At 65.3% G+C, this 14,960-nt stretch carries 10 protein-coding genes; 6 read left to right on the forward strand and 4 right to left on the reverse strand.

The genetic code is table 11. From position 1 onward, the window contains the following. The first annotated feature begins 7 nt into the window (after positions 1 to 7). The 3 genes from tldD (at position 8) to Q1U94_RS13900 (ending at position 4,992) form a co-directional block, all read left to right on the forward strand. Positions 8 to 1,423, forward strand: a complete 1,416-nt coding sequence (gene tldD, locus Q1U94_RS13890) for a metalloprotease TldD (protein ID WP_300545807.1) — start codon at positions 8 to 10, stop codon at positions 1,421 to 1,423. A gap of 223 nt (positions 1,424 to 1,646) precedes the next feature. Beyond that, entirely contained in the window at positions 1,647 to 3,653 is a 2,007-nt protein-coding gene (locus Q1U94_RS13895) for a TonB-dependent receptor (protein WP_300545810.1), read from the forward strand. A gap of 394 nt (positions 3,654 to 4,047) precedes the next feature. Next, the gene (locus Q1U94_RS13900) at positions 4,048 to 4,992 is read left to right on the forward strand and encodes an aspartyl protease family protein (protein WP_300545812.1); all 945 of its coding nucleotides are present in this window, start codon (positions 4,048 to 4,050) and stop codon (positions 4,990 to 4,992) included. An 84-nt stretch (positions 4,993 to 5,076) separates the two neighbouring features. On the opposite strand, the gene Q1U94_RS13905 is transcribed toward Q1U94_RS13900, so the two are convergent. The 4 genes from Q1U94_RS13905 to Q1U94_RS13920 all read right to left on the reverse strand — a co-directional run bounded on the left by Q1U94_RS13905 (position 5,077) and on the right by Q1U94_RS13920 (position 10,957). Beyond that, entirely contained in the window at positions 5,077 to 7,089 is a 2,013-nt protein-coding gene (locus Q1U94_RS13905) for a peptide MFS transporter (RefSeq protein WP_300545814.1), read from the reverse strand. Between the two features lie 135 nt (positions 7,090 to 7,224). Further along, entirely contained in the window at positions 7,225 to 8,601 is a 1,377-nt protein-coding gene (locus Q1U94_RS13910) for a glutamate--cysteine ligase (RefSeq protein ID WP_300545816.1), read from the reverse strand. Positions 8,602 to 8,702: 101 nt separating this feature from the next. Then, the gene (locus Q1U94_RS13915) at positions 8,703 to 10,130 is read right to left on the reverse strand and encodes a serine hydrolase (protein WP_300545818.1); all 1,428 of its coding nucleotides are present in this window, start codon (positions 10,128 to 10,130) and stop codon (positions 8,703 to 8,705) included. 50 nt (positions 10,131 to 10,180) lie between these two features. Then, positions 10,181 to 10,957, reverse strand: a complete 777-nt coding sequence (locus Q1U94_RS13920; RefSeq protein ID WP_300545820.1) for a 16S rRNA (uracil(1498)-N(3))-methyltransferase — start codon at positions 10,955 to 10,957, stop codon at positions 10,181 to 10,183. A gap of 77 nt (positions 10,958 to 11,034) precedes the next feature. On the opposite strand from Q1U94_RS13920, the gene ubiA reads away from it, so the two are divergent. From ubiA to Q1U94_RS13935, 3 genes are all read left to right on the forward strand, one after another. Continuing rightward, on the forward strand, positions 11,035 to 11,967 hold the full coding sequence (gene ubiA / locus Q1U94_RS13925) for a 4-hydroxybenzoate octaprenyltransferase (RefSeq protein WP_300545822.1): 933 nt from the start codon (positions 11,035 to 11,037) through the stop codon (positions 11,965 to 11,967). 97 nt (positions 11,968 to 12,064) lie between these two features. Further along, positions 12,065 to 13,498, forward strand: a complete 1,434-nt coding sequence (locus Q1U94_RS13930; protein ID WP_300545824.1) for a pitrilysin family protein — start codon at positions 12,065 to 12,067, stop codon at positions 13,496 to 13,498. A gap of 27 nt (positions 13,499 to 13,525) precedes the next feature. Then, positions 13,526 to 14,950 carry a pitrilysin family protein gene (locus tag Q1U94_RS13935; RefSeq protein WP_300545827.1) on the forward strand — a complete coding sequence of 475 codons (1,425 nt, stop codon included), beginning with the start codon at positions 13,526 to 13,528 and terminating at the stop codon, positions 14,948 to 14,950. Positions 14,951 to 14,960 lie beyond the last annotated feature (10 nt).

Raw genomic sequence — 14,960 nt, forward strand, 5'->3', positions numbered from 1 at the left:
GCCCGCCATGTCAGACGAACCGATCAGCCAATTCGACTTCGACGCCGACGATGTCGCGCCGGTACTGGCCGGCACCATGTCGGGCGCCGACGACGGCGAGCTTTTTCTCGAGACGGCCGTTTCGGAAGCGCTGGTGTTCGACGACGGCCGCCTGAAATCGGCCAGTTTCGATTCCAATCGCGGCTTCGGCCTGCGCTGTGTCGCGGGCGAGGCTTTCGGCTATGCCCACTCCTCCGATCCCACACTCGACGCCGTAAAGCGGGCGGCCGAAACGGCCGGCGCCGTCAAGCGCGGCTATGCCGGGGTGATGGCGCCGGCGCCGTCCGGGACGAACCGCAAGCTCTACGATGCCGTGGACCCGGTTGCGCATCCCGGTTTCGATACCAAGGTGAAACTGCTCCAGGAAATCGACGCCTACTGCCGCACCCGGGATGCCAGCGTGGTGCAGGTCTCCGCTTCCATCGCGGGCGCCAGGCGCAATATTTCGATCATTCGGGCAGACGGCGACACCAAGACCGATATCCGTCCCCTCGTCCGGCTGAATGTCCAGGTGACGGTCGAGCGCGACGGCCGCCGCGAAACCGGCTCGGCGGGAGCGGGCGGACGTGCCGAATTCGACCGCTGGATCGCTCCGGATGCCTGGAAACCCCTGGCCGACGAGGCCCTGCGCATTGCCCGGGTCAATCTCGACGCTGTCGATGCTCCGGCCGGCGTGTTCGACGTGGTGCTGGGCCCCGGCTGGCCCGCCGTGCTGCTGCACGAGGCCGTCGGGCACGGGCTGGAGGGCGATTTCAACCGCAGGGGCACATCCGCCTTTGCCGGGCGCATGGGCCAGCAGGTCGCGGCCAAAGGGGTTACGGTCGTCGACGACGGCACCATGCCCGAGCGCCGGGGGTCGCTGACGATCGACGATGAGGGCACACCGACCGAACGCACCGTGCTGATCGAGGACGGCATCCTGACCGGTTACATGCAGGACCGGATGAATGCCCGCCTGATGGGCCAGGCGCCCACCGGAAACGGCCGCCGCGAAAGCTATGCACACGCCCCCATGCCGCGCATGACCAATACCTACATGCTGGCCGGGGCGCACAAGCGCGAGGAAATGATCGAAAGCCTCAAGGACGGCATTTATGCGGTCAATTTCGGCGGCGGACAGGTCGACATCACCTCGGGCAAGTTCGTCTTCCAGTGCACCGAGGCCTATCGCGTGAAGGACGGCAGGATCGTTTCGCCGGTAAAGGGGGCCACCCTGATCGGCGACGGCCCGACGGCGCTGACGCATATCGACATGATCGGCGACGACTTCGAAATGGATCCCGGCGTGGGCGTTTGCGGCAAGGGCGGCCAGGGCGTGCCCGTCGGGGTCGGCCAGCCCAGCCTGAAGATTTCGGGGCTGACCGTGGGCGGCGCGGGCAGCTGATCTGCCGGCCGGATAACAGTCCTGTGATGCACCTTACGGATCCTTACGTATGATCAAGCACTGATCTGTATTACCCCGGGCGCTGAGGGGACCTGGGCAGGCACAAGCGTTAAGGGAAAACATGCGAGGGAAAGTATTCGGCGTGGTCGCAGGGGCCGCGACAGCCGCTATATTGGGCAATTCGTGCTGGGCATTCCAGGACGGCGCAGGAGCTGGGCCTGCGATGACTGCCATCGAAAACCGTGCCGGGATAGCGGTCTACGCTCCGGTCTTCTTCAACTCCTATGCTCCCACGACGGCGCTGGACATGGTTTCGCGCGTGCCGGGCTTCTCGCTGTCCAACGGCGACAGGGGCAGGCGCGGGCTGGGCGACAGTTTCGGCAATCTTCTGATCAACGGACAGCGCCCGTCCAACAAGTCCTTGTCGCTCCAGACCGTTCTGCAGCGTATACCCGTGGCGGATGTGCAGCGCATAGAACTGATCCAGGAAGCGCTTCCCGAGTACGAGATGCGCGGTCATTCCCGGCTGGTGAATGTGATCCTGCGCGAGGGTGCCGGCCGATCCGGTTCCTGGACCGGCCGTGTAATGCTTTCCGATTCGGGCCGCGTCGGAACGCGGCATGAAGGCTCCTACACCTTTCCCGTCGGATCGGCCGAGATCATCCTGGGTATAGATACCGGGTTTTCCGGCAACCGGCTCAACCGGCGTGAAGCCCGCTATGACGGCGGGGGCGCCCTGACTCGATCCTCGAGCGACAGCGATCAGCGCAATTATGCCGAGATCGTTCCGACTGCGACCGTGAACTGGACGGTCGACGACCGCTCCAGCCTGCGTCTGGATACGCGGGCCGAAGCCTGGACCTGGAATCGCCAACAGGTGAGCTTCACCGACGATGCCGCCGGCGATCCGCTGCTGTTCGAGCGCAGCCAAACCGAGAACCACGGCAGTGCCTGGTCGGCCACCGGCACATACCATCGCGACTGGACGGATACGATCTCGACAGAAAGCATCCTGCTGGCCCGCCGCGAACGCTGGGAGGACGGACCCGAGCCCTTCGAACGCTATGATCCGCAAGCCGGTTTTATCGGCGCAACCATCGTCGAATTCGAAGGCCAGTATGAGGAGACCGCCTTCCGGCAGACCCTGTCCTGGGACCCGGATGACCGGCACTCCTTCGAGATCGGCGCAGAGACCGCCCTCAATGCCCGCGACACCGACTTTGCCCTGTCCGAGGACGATGGCGCCACGATTACTCCCATCCCTTTGCCCGTGTCGACAACGCGAGTCGAAGAGACCAGGAGCGAGGTATTCGCCAACCATGTCTGGTCGTTGAACGATCAGCTGAGTCTCGAAAGCGGCCTGCGCTACGAATTCTCCGAGATCACGCAGACCGGCGATGCCAACCAGTCGCGCTCGTTCACCTATGCCAAGCCAAGCGTGACGCTTAACTGGCGGAGAAACGCCGAAAACCGCTTCCGCATCACGGCCGAACGCGATGTGGATCAGCTGGAGTTCAGCAAGTTCGCCAGCTCAGTCGATGTTGCCGACAACAACTCCACGCTCGGCAATCCCGACTACGTGCCGCAGCGAACCTGGACGGTCGAGGCGGAGTGGGAGCGCCGGTTCGGCGATGACGGATCGTTCTCCCTTCAGGTCGGCTATGACTGGATCCAGGACCTGGACGGATGGATCCCGGTCGTGACGCCGGACGGCGTGTTCGACGCGCCGGGCAATATCGGCGACGGCACCAATCTGCGTGTGACCGGCAATCTGACCACACCGCTGGACCAGCTTGGCCTGAGCAATGCCGTCATCGACGTTTTCCTGGAATGGTATGACACGAACGTCGAGGATCCGCTCACCGGCGCGGACCGGCACTGGTCGGGCGTCCGTGAATGGGAATTGCGCCTCGACTACCGCCAGACCTTCCCCGAGCAGCAATTCGCTTGGGGCTGGGACTATTTCTGGCTGTCGGACGGAAACGCATACTTCGCCCAGCGTCAGGAGACCTATGACAATACCGACGGCGATCTGGACATATACGTCGAGACGACCCGCTGGTTCGGCGCGACGATCCGGGCCGGCATGGATGCCGTGCTGAATACCGGCGACCAGCGGACCCGGGCCTTCTACGACGGATCGCGCGCCAATGGCGTGATCCTGGCTACGGAGCACCGCAATGTCTCGATGGGGCGAACCGGCTATATCCGCATCGTGAACACGTTCTAGTGCGCTCGGGGGACGGTTCGCCCTCCCCCGATTGCCGCCCTTCTCGCGGCCCCGGAAAACGGGCAGGTGGCGGCACAGGTCCGGTCGACCGGTCGGCAGACGTCACGGGAGCCCACGAGCCCGACATGTCACTCGATATCTTCCGGCCCGCCTTACTGCGCATGTCCGGTACATTCTGATCCGTCCGCACACGAAACCCGGTCTTGTTGCCGCCCGACCGGGTTTCGTTGCGGCGCCCCGCCGGAATGGAGTAGACTTGGAACTCTAGGCAACAGCAACAAGACGCTGAAAAGGCAGTCGGACACAAACTGGCCAGCGCAGGGGCAGCTGGCGGATCGCACGCCCGGTTCCATCGGCAGATTGCCGATGCGGGAACGGCAATGGAGCCATGATCATGACGTTCGCCCCCCGCCGGCACGGCCGGTTTCTCGACCTCCCCGCCATCGCCTGTCTGGCCGTGGCCGCCATGACCAGCCCGCCAGCAGCAGCAAGCCCCGTCGAGCTTCAGCTGCAGCGTGCGAACAGCGGCCATGTCCTCCTGCCTGTCACCATCGACGGGGATGGCCCCTTTACCTTCCTCCTCGACACTGGCGCTACGCATACCGCGATCGCCGCACCGCTTGCCGAGCAGTTCGGTTTCGTTTCCGCCTGGGCTCTCTACGGCGATGTACAGGCGCTCACCACCCGTTTCGAAGCCGAGCGCTTCGCGCTGGAAGACGTTCGCCTGGCCGGCCAGGATCCGATGGATCTGGTCAGTGTCGTGATCCCGGTCGAAGAGGGTCAGCCCATTCCCGTATCAGGACTTCTGGGCGCCGATGCCATCGCTGCATCGCGCTATGACATCGACTTCGGCGCGGGCCGGCTTACACTCGACGCACATCCGGCCCGCCATGCCGATGGGCAGGTGGCAGACAGCGGCCTGTTGATCGGGACGGCGGGTCTGCGCCGCGGCGTGCACCGGATCCACGTCATGCTGGATTCGGGCAGCGCCCGTACTCTGGTCAACCGCAGGCTCCAGCGCCAGGTTTCCAACCGCACGATGGTGGTGCGCATGGGCGGAACGGGGTCGCGGATCGGCGGCATCGACGGCAATGAACAGGAAGAGGCTCGGCCGGTCATCCTGCGCCATCTCCAGATCGGTGGATTGTGCATCCCGGCGGTCGCGGCCCTGGAAGCCGACCTGGATATCTTCCGCGCCCTGGGCTGGGAGCATCAGCCGGCCATGGTGATCGGCATGGATGTGCTGCAGCACGCGCGCGTGCGCGTCGACCGCGAAACCGGCACGTATGAGATCGATGCCTCGGCCGCCAGCGACGCCCTGGCCTGCGAGCGCGGCTGATCGCAAGGTGATCCAGCACGGGTATGAAAAGGGCCGCGGAGCGTGATGCTCCGCGGCCCGTTTCACGCCTGACGGCCCGCAGTGCTACGGCGCGTCGGACGTGCGGTCCATCGACGCTCCGCCCGCCTCGGTCTCCATCGGACGCGGCACACCGCCAACCCGGCCATGACCGAGCTTCTTGAGGAAGGGTGACAGGATGAAGACCACAATGGCAATGCCGACCGCGACCAGCCCCACATTCCAGTAGACCGAAGCATAATTCGCCTTGGCGGCCGCGAGATCGACGATCTCGCCGCCCACGGTCTCTGCCCCCGTCGAGGCCGCGATGACACCGGCGACATAGTTGCCGAAGCCCGAAGCCAGGAACCAGGCCCCCATCATCATGCCGACCACACGCGGCACCGAGAGCTTGGTCACCATCGACAGCCCGACCGGTGACAGGCAGAGCTCGCCCGTGGTGTGCAGGAGATAGATGAGCACGACCCAGATCATCGGGGTCAGCCCTTCCGTGCCGGTCATGTTGATGCCCTGGACCAGTACGATGAAGCCGAGGCCGACCTGAAGAATACCCAGGCCGAATTTCACCACCGTGTTCGGCTCCATATTGCGCTTGGCCAGCGCGATCCAGAGCCAGGCAAAGACCGGCGCCAGGATGAAGATGAAGCCCGCATTGAGCGACTGGAACCAGGACGCCGGCACTTCAAACCCGAAGATCACCCGGTCCACGGCACGGTCGGTGAACAGGTTGAGCGAAGAGCCCGCCTGCTCGAACAGCGCCCAGAAGGGCAGCTGCAGCAGGATCAGGAACAAGGCCAGCAGCATGCGGTCGCGATCGACGGACGGGATCTTGATCACGTCCATCACCACGATGGCCGCCACCATCACCGCACCTACGGCCAATGGCCACGACGTGATGGCAGAGGGCAGGCCCGACACGTCGACACCGAGCGTCCCGGCCGCCTGGATCACGACCGGCACGGCCATGATGATGAAGCCGAGGGCGAAGATCAGCCGTTCGGATGCCGGATTCTTGCCGTCTGCGGGACGCCCGAAGACAAAGAGCGACATGCCGATGATGACGGCCATCATCAACAGGCCGAACCCGTTGAGCAGGTCGCCCACAAAGGCTTCGTTCATGATCAGGAGCCAGGAGACAAAGACCATCAGAACACCGCCGAGATAGACGGCGATTTCCTTGTTGATGGGGCCGAAGGCTCGCTCCTTCAGCTTTGCCGGCTCGGGCGGATCGGCCTTGCCCTGCAGCCAGCCCTGACCGAACTGGAAGATCACGAGCCCCAGAAGCATGCCGAAACCGGCCAGGCCGAACCCGTAGGCCCAGCCATAGACCTGGCCGAGATAGCCACAGGCCAGGACCGCGATGAAGGACCCCAGATTGATGCCCATGTAGAAGATGGTGAAACCCGCATCCCGCCGCTCATCGCCCGGCTCGTAGAGCGCACCGACAATCGTCGAGATATTGGCCTTGAGGAAGCCGACCCCGGAAATGATCAGCGCCAGCGACAGGTAGAAGATCATCAGGAAGGTCGGATTCTGGGTGACCGTCATCGCGTATTCGCCGGCCGGCAGGAGAGCCGGAAGCCCGCTTGCGGCCGGATCGGCCACAACCACACCCTCACCGGTGAAGGAGATCTCGGACTGGCCGCTGTCGGTCACGACGAAACGCTGGGCATCGTCGCCACGCCCCTCGGTGACCACCTGATAGGCCGCGCCCTGGTATTCGACATGCTGATCGGCCTGATTGCCTTCGAACGCCATGCCGAAATGGCCGAGCACCAGCAGGATAGCGCCGAAGGTCACGGCCTTTCGCGAGCCCAGATAGCGGTCGGCCAGCATGCCGCCGATCACCGGCATCACATAGACCAGCGCGGTATAGGCCCCGTAGATCAGGGCCGAGCGCTGGTCGGAAAACAGGAAGTGCTGCGTCAGGTAAAAGATCAGCAGCGCACGCATGCCGTAGTAGGAGAAACGCTCCCACATCTCGGTCAAGAACAGGATGGCCAATCCCTTGGGATGGCCGAAGAAGGACGTATCCCTTTTTGCGGGCGCACCGCCCGGCGTTGCGGTTGTATCCGTCACGCAAATCTCCCCAGTACCCGCCCCACGCGGGCTTTATGCTTGATCGCAATTGACCATGCAGACGGGGAAGGCTCAAGCCTGAGGCGCGGCTGATACGGCGGGCCGCTTATACTTTTCGGTGTACGGAGTGCGGCCCTAGTAGGCACACTCGGTAAACACGGGCTCGATCGAACCGCGCCATTCACCGTTGAAGCGTTCGATCAACCCTTCCGCTCGGGTACGGCCGGACGCGGCGATCTCGTCGAGATCGTCGAGGAAAAGCGCCTCGTTTTCACCATGCCCGTTCAGATACTTACGGGCATTGAGACCGGACCGGGCGATGGCCAGGACTTCCGTGGCGATGTCCTGCAGAGCGCGATCGCGGAACGGGGTCTTCAGACCGAATTGCGCGGCGCCTAGGCGCAAGCCTTCACGCTCCTGCGCCGTCCAGTCGCGAACCAGGTCCCAGGCCGCATCCAGCGCCGTACCGTCATAGAGCAGTCCGACCCAGAAGGCCGGCAGGGCGCACAGCGTGTTCCACGGCCCCGAGTCGGCCCCGCGCATTTCCAGAAAGGTCTTCAGCCGCACTTCCGGGAACAGGGTCGACAGATGATCTTCCCAATCGCTGACTACCGGCTTCTCGCCCGGCAGGGCCGGCAGTTTGCCGTCGAGAAAATCGCGGAAGCTCTGGCCCGTCGCGTCGAGATATTTCCCGCCGCGCTTGACGAAATACATCGGTACATCCAGCGCCCAGTCGCGATACCGTTCGAACCCGAACCCCTCGTCGAACACGAAGGGCAGCATGCCGGTGCGGTGATTGTCGGTATCGGTCCACACATGGGCCCTGTAGGAGAGATAACCGTTCAGCCCGCCATCCTTGAACGGCGAATTGGCGAACAGGGCCGTGGCCAGCGGTTGCAGCGCCAGCGATACGCGGAACTTCTTCGCCATATCGGTTTCGGACGCGAAATCGAGATTGGTCTGCACGGTGCACGAACGGAACATCATCTGATGACCCAGCGAGCCCACCTTTGGCATATAGGCCTTCATCAGCTGATAGCGCGCCTTGGGCATCATCGGCGTCTCGTCCAGCGACCATTTCGGTGAAAAGCCCAGGCCCAGGAACCCGGCGCCGATGCGGTCGGCAACCTCGCGCACTTCGCGCAGATGCCCGTTCACCTCGGCGCAGGTCTGGTGGATGGTCTCAAGCGGCGCGCCGGAGAGTTCGAACTGGCCGCCCGGTTCCAGCGTGATCGAGGCGCCATTGCGCTTGAGCGCCACAACATGCCCGTCTTCCACCACCGGCTGCCAGCCGAAGGCCACGAGGCCCTCGAGCATTTTTCTCACGCTCGGCCCGGATCCGTTGTCGTAGGGCAGCGGGGTATGGTCGCCGAGGGCGAAGCCGAATTTCTCGTGCTCGGTGCCGATACGGAAATCACCGACCGGCTTGCAGCCCGCGGTAAAATAGGCCGTCAGCTGGTCCAGGCTTTCGATGGGAGCACCTTCGCCGCCCGGGTTGTACGTGCCGCTCATGCCAAGCGCCCCCGCCAATCAAGAATATTGGCAACAAATATGTGGGCACTTCCGCGGGTACAAGGGCGGCGAGGTGCGTTTCACACCGAAGTGACTGCCGGTCAGGGGCTTTCGCCCGTCAGGCCGGGAATGATGTATTGCCCCAACAGCGCGTTGGTGTGGGAGGAGGCGTTGTAGTTTCCGGCCGTCAGAACGACGACCGCGTCGAGCGCATCAAGAAGGATGATCTTCTGCCCGCCATTGCCGGAGGCCTGCGGGGTTTCGTGGCGCTCGCCGTCGACGAAGAGATAGCGGCCCCACCAGAAATAGCCGTAGGGCGTTCCCCCGATTTCGGCGTGAGCGGCCGTCATGCGCTCGATCCACTCCGCCGGCAGCACCCGGTCGCCATCGAACACGCCGTCATTGGCGATCATCACCCCGATCTTCATCACGTCGCGCGGCCGCAGCCAAGCCTGGCAGAAATTGTCCGTATTCGACCTGTCAGGGCTGAAATCCCAGTCATAGTCCGCGATGCCCAGCGGGGCGAACAGCACCTCGTCCGCAAACTCCACCAGCGGCATGCCGACCGCCATTTCGACCATGCGGCCGGCCAGGATCACATTACCCGAGCAATAGGCCGCCTCGCTCCCCGGCTGTCTGGCCATGGGCAGGTCGAGGACGAAACGCACCCAGTCATCGCTCTGCCCCATCAGGACTTCGTTACCCGGTGAGCCGGGATCCCAGTCATCGCAGGCCAGCCCCGAACGCATGGAGAGCAGATCGTCCAGCGTGATCGCGCGCTTTCGGTCGTCGACATTCTCGAGAGCGTCATAGGCGTCGAAATAGGGCAGCACTTCCACGTCGACCGAGGCGATCGCGCCACGATCGATAGCCGCGCCGACGAGCAGGGCCACAAGCGTCTTGGTAGCCGAGCGCATCTGGTGCTGCGTGCCGCGGTCGTACTGGTAGAAATATTCTTCGAAGACGAGCGCACCGTCACGGTAGACAAGCGCGCTGTGCACATAGGGCCATTCGTCGTCGTAAACGGACTGCGCCAGGGCGCTCACACGCTCGCGCAAGGGATCGCCGTTTGCCAGCTCAGCCGTAGCCAGACCGTCATCCAGGGTATCCGGCGCTCGATAGGCGTAGGTATCCGGCGCCCCGTCCGGCCGGCCGGTCCAGGCCGCTTCGGGATAGCGCTCCGTGGAATCGAGCATATGGAAGAGCCGGTTGGTCTCAAGCGGTTGGCTTTCCAGGACGCGATAGCCCGTCACCGCACCCGCCCGGTTACGCACAAAGTGCACTTCCTGCCCGCCGGAATTGAGAAAGACGTCGTCGCGATCCGGCTCCAGCGGGTAGCGGGCCCCGGAGATCACCGCATAGAGCCGCTCCGCATGTGGTCCGGCCGCAATCAGCAGCGTGGTGTCCCCCACGTATTCATAGCGGCCCTCATAAACCTCCAGAGGCCCCTCGCCGGACTGCGCGAAAACTCCTCCGGACACTGCCAGACAGGCCATCACGCCAATGGCTAACCCATGAAAACGAAACATTGAATCATCCCCGCAACTGGCGCCGATCCCACTGTCGGATTGTGTCCCAATTAAGACGCTCGGACGGCCCAGTCGCCCACAGCCGCCTGCCAGAGCGTCAGCGCAGCGACCGCGGCGGTCTCCGCTCGCAGCACACGTGGTCCCAGCGTCACGGGGATGACAAAATCCAGACTGCGCAGACGGGCGCGCTCATCCGGCGAGAACCCGCCCTCCGGCCCGATCAGGATTGCAGCAGGCCCCGGCTCGATGGCGGACAGCGCCTCGAGCATCGGCCGTCCCCGGCCGCGGGCGCCGCCCCAGGGCACGCCATCCTCATCGCCCGCCTCGTCGCAATAGATGAGCCGGCGTGCGGGATCCCAGCTGTCGAGCACGTGGTCCAACCTGTCCAGCTCATGCACGCGCGGCAGATCGAGCCGCTCGGTCTGTTCCGCGGCCTCCTTGGCGATCAGGCGGAAGCGGTCGGTCTTGATGCGATCGCTCTGGGTGCGGGCAGTGCTCACCGGGCGGATCTCGGCGGCGCCCAGCTCTGTGGCCTTTTCCACGACAAGATCGGTCTTCTGGCGCTTGACCGGTGCGAACAGCAGCCAGAGATCCGGCACACTGCACTGTTCCCGCGTCTGCTCGACCGGCTCAAGCAGGGCCGCCTTGCGGCCTGCCTCGACGATGCCGGCACGCCATTCCCCGTTGCGGCCGTTGAACAGGCGCACCGTGTCGCCTGCACCGCGGCGCATCACATTCACCAGATAGTGCACATCCTCTTTCGGCAGGGCGACCGCCTGACCGGCGGCAAGATCCTGGCCGACGAAAAGTCTCGGATCGGTTGACATGGCTCCGCTTTGGCGGCGCAGTGGTGCGACGTCAAGTCCGCCTTGAATTGAGTCCCGGCTTTTGCCACACCGCCAGGATGCAGCTGAATTTCGACCGGCGTGTCGCCGACAGCCTACCAACAACCTGGGTCGACAGGGCGCCGCTGGCGCTGCGGCCCTATCTGCGCCTTGCGCGCTACGACCGGCCAGTCGGATTCTGGCTGCTCGCCTTGCCCTGCTGGATGGGGCTGATGCTGGCGCGCACGGGACAGGGGCTGGGCTGGGTCGACCTGTGGTATGCGGGTCTGTTCGCCATCGGCGCCATCGCCATGCGCGGGGCGGGATGTACCTATAACGACATTGTCGACCGCGATCTCGATGCCCGGGTCGCCCGTACGGCCGGCCGGCCGCTGCCGGCGGGAACCGTATCGCTGAAACAGGCCTGGCTGTTTCTTGCCGGACAGGCGCTGGCCGGGCTTGTTGTCCTGGTCCAGCTGCCGCTGGCCGCCATCGGCGTGGGGCTGGGCTCGCTGCTGCTGGTGGCGGCCTATCCCTTCATGAAGCGCATCACCTGGTGGCCCCAGGCCTGGCTGGGCTTGACCTTCAACTGGGGGATCCCGGTGGGTTATACGGCTGCGGCCGGCACTGTCGATGCGGCCGCGATTGCGCTTTATGCTGGGGCGGTCTTCTGGACGCTGGGCTATGACACGATCTACGCCCACCAGGACAGCGAAGACGACGCCCTGGCGGGCGTGAAGTCCACGGCCCGGCTGTTCGGCGAGACCTCGCAATACTGGGTGGCAGGCTTTTATGGCGCCAATGCCGTCCTGGCGGCCCTGGCCATTTGGCTGACAGGCGCTTCGCCCTGGGCCGTCCTGCCCTTCACACTCTACACGGCACACCTATTCAACCAGGTCCGCAGGCTGGATATCGAGGACGGGGCGCGCTGTCTCGCCCTGTTCAGGTCCAACAGGACAAGCGGCCTCCTTCTGGTTGCCACGCTGGCGGCCGGAGCGCTCCTTCCAGCCTAGAAAACGTCCGATCCCGCTCATGACCGTTTGACCGCAGGTGCAAGCGGGTCTTTCATGCTGGCTGGCAATGCTTGCCGGGACATGAGCGGGGACCGTTATGCGCATTCTGGAAGGCCTGGCCGCCGGCATCGGCGCCGTCGCACTGGCCGCGTGCCAGCCAGCCGGGACACCGGGCGAAACGGACGGCGCGGCCCCGCCGGCGGGCGCCGGCGGCTTCACGGTCGATGTCAGTTATCACAGCCTGGACAACGGTTTACGCGTGGTCCTGTCGGAGGACGATACGGTGCCGACGGCCACCGTGGCGGTCTATTACGGGGTGGGATTCCGCAACGAGCCGCGGGGGCGGACGGGGTTTGCGCACCTGTTCGAACACCTGATGTTCCAGGGCTCGCGCAACCTGCCGCACGGCGCGTTCGACACGTTGATTTACGGCGCCGGGGGCGTGAATAACGGGTCAACTCGCTATGACTTCACCAACTATTACGAAGTCGTCCCCGCCAACGCGCTGGAAGCGGTGCTGTGGGCCGAGGCCGACCGCATGGCCTTCCCCGATCTCGACGCGGACCAGCTGGACAATCAGCGCGAGGTCGTGCGCAACGAGGTCTTCGTCAATGTGATCAACCAGCCCTATGGCGGCTGGATCTGGATCGACCTGCCCATGGCGGCCAACGAGAACTGGCACAACGCCCACAATTTCTACGGCGACCTGACCGATCTCGACGCCGCCAGCCTGGCGGACGCCCAGGCCTTCTTCGACCGGTATTACGCCCCCAGCAACGCCGTTGTGGTGGTGGCCGGGGATATCGACAAGGGCGAGACACTGGGCTGGATCGAGGCGTATTTCGGCCATATCCCCGCCGGCGACCCGCTGCCGGAGATCGACGTTTCCGAACCGCGCCAGGAGGCCGGGAAATTCGCGGTCATGGAGGACGCGCTGGCCAACCGGCCGGCCCTGGCCGTGGCCTATCACATGCCCGAGCGCGGCACGCCGGAATATTACGCCATGATCCTGATCGACCAGCTGTTGCTGCAGGGCGATGACAGCCGGCTGACCCGGGCCGTCGTCGACGAGGCGGGCTATGCCTCGGACGTGTTCGGCGGCATCAATCTGCTGGGCAATGCCTTCAACTATGACGGCCCCATGCTGTGGACCGCCGGGCTGATCCACGACAGCGAGTTCACCGTCTCCGAGGTGATGACGGCGATCGACGCCACGATCGAGGGCATCCGCACCGAGCCGGTCACCCAGGCCGATCTGGACCGCGCCCGCACCAAACTCCTCTCGGACTTCTACGGCACGGTGGACACGGCGACGCGCTTCGGCCTGGTCGACCTGCTGGCCGCCTTCGCCCTGTTCGACGACGATCCCGGCCGCATCAACCGCATCGCCGGCGGTTTCGCGCAGGTCACGCCGGACCTCGTCCTGGCCACCGCCCGGGAGTATCTGCGCCCCGCCAACCGCACCGTTCTGGAAGTCCGCCTCGCCGGCGGCGGGGACGCGGCCGCAGCGCCCGGCGGAAACGGCGAATAGTCCGGGACCGACAGAGGAATGAGACCGATGCCCCACACCCTCATCCGCGCGGCCCTGGGCGCCGCCGCCCTCGCCCTCGCCCTCCTGCCGGCGTCCGCCGGCGCGCAGGTGCACGAACGGCCGGAGATCGGCGAACCGGTCGCCTTCGCACTGCCCGACACCCGGCATTTCACCCTGGACAACGGGCTGGAGGTGACCTTCATCCCCTTCGGCCTCGCCCCCACGCTGGACATTTCGCTGCAGGTGCGCGCCGGCAATATCGATGACGGGGCGCAGACCTGGATCGCCGACCTCACCGCCGCCATGATGGAGGAAGGCGCGGCCGGACGCTCCCGCGCGGAGATATCCCGGGCCATCGCCGCCATGGGCGGGCAGATCGATATCAGCGTGGGCACCCATGCCACCGGCATCGGCACGAATGTCCTGTCCGAATACGGGCCCGAGGCGCTGCAGCTGATCGCCGACGTGGCCATGCGGCCCGATCTCGACCCCGCCGGGTTCGAGCGCGTGCGCGCCAATCTGGTGCGCGATGTCGACGTCACCCGCGCCCGGCCGGGCGCCGTCGCCACGGAGGCCTATCGCCGCCTCCTCTTCGGCGGCGATCATCCCTATGGCAACTACCTGCCGGCCGAGGACCGGCTGCGCGGCTATACGATGGCGGATGTGACGGCCTTCCACGGCAATCATTTCGGCGCCGGGCGCAGCCGCCTCTACATTGCCGGCCGGTTCGACGCGGCCGCCATGGAAACCGCCGTCCGCGAGGCCTTCGGCACCTGGGCCCAGGGCACGCCGGACAATGCCGTCACGGCGCCGGCCCGGGCCGGTCCCGCGGTCCGCTTCATCGACCGGCCCGGCGCCCCCCAGACCACCGTCCGGCTGGGCTTTCCCGCCGCCGGCATCGGCGATCCCGACGCGCCGGAGCTGACGGTGATGAATGCGCTGCTGGGCGGGTCCTTCACCTCGCGCCTGACCCGCAATCTGCGCGAGGACAAGGGCTATACCTATTCCCCCGGCTCGAGCCTCACCTGGACGCTGGACGGCGGGTTCTGGACCTTCAATGCCGACGTCTCCGCCGCCGACACCGCCGCCGCCCTGCGCGAGACCTTTGCCGAGATCGAACGCCTGCAATCGGAACCCCCGTCCCATGCGGAAGCCGAAGGCATCCGCTCCTGGCTGGCCGGCATCTTCATCCTGCAGAACGCCTCCACTGGCGGCCTGATCGGGCAATTGTCCCGGCGCGACCTCTTCGGCCTGCCGCAGGACTATCTCGACCGCTACGTCCCCCGCATCCTGGCCGTCCCCGACGCCGCCATTTCGGACGCCGCACGCACCTATCTCCCGCTGGATGAAATGACACTCGTCCTGGTCGGCGATCTCGACCTCATCCGCGAGGACGTCCTGGCCCTGCCACAACTGGCGGGCGCTGAAGTGACGGGGCCGGAGGGGGAGTGATTGCGGGATT

It is taken from the genome of Maricaulis sp., from assembly GCF_030149515.1.
Taxonomy (GTDB): domain Bacteria; phylum Pseudomonadota; class Alphaproteobacteria; order Caulobacterales; family Maricaulaceae; genus Maricaulis.